Source organism: Variovorax sp. 01N429, assembly GCF_056399425.1.
In genome coordinates this window covers 1-375 of record NZ_JBFTRG010000225.1, presented here as the reverse complement: position 1 = coordinate 375, position 375 = coordinate 1, and the positions used below count along the sequence as shown (strand labels likewise).

The window sequence follows — 375 nt, the reverse complement described above, 5'->3', positions numbered from 1 at the left end:
GTCCCGGACCAGTGTGGCGGATGGTCCGGGACGGGCTGCGGCAAACCCCCGTGCTCAGGCGCCCGAGGGGGCGGCGAGCCGGCCGTCGGCGGCGGAGCCCGGGGGAGCGGCGTCGTTGCCCGCGGCGCCGCTGCGGGCGATCGCCCGTTCGTCGGTGCCGAGGTAACTCGCGACGACCTTGGGGTCGTTGCGGACGTCGCGCGGCATCGTCCGCGAAGAGCAGGTCCCGCTCGGCGGCGGCCTGCTCGGCGCGTTCCCGCCTCGGCGTCGATGAGCGTCGCGGTCAACGCGGCGGGTGCGGGGCCGGACGCGCCCGGCGGTGCGGTGCCGGAGGCGGTGCTTTCCGGGACGGTCACCGGGGGGCCTCGCAAGAAC

General features: G+C 77.6%; 1 protein-coding gene. It reads right to left on the bottom strand.

Features of this window, described 5'->3' with window-relative positions:
- Positions 1–54 precede the first annotated feature (54 nt).
- On the bottom strand, positions 55–207 hold the full coding sequence (locus AC1DSF_RS31355; RefSeq protein WP_478184206.1) for an ABC transporter ATP-binding protein C-terminal domain-containing protein: 153 nt from the start codon (positions 205–207) through the stop codon (positions 55–57).
- Between the last annotated feature and the right edge of the window lie 168 nt (positions 208–375).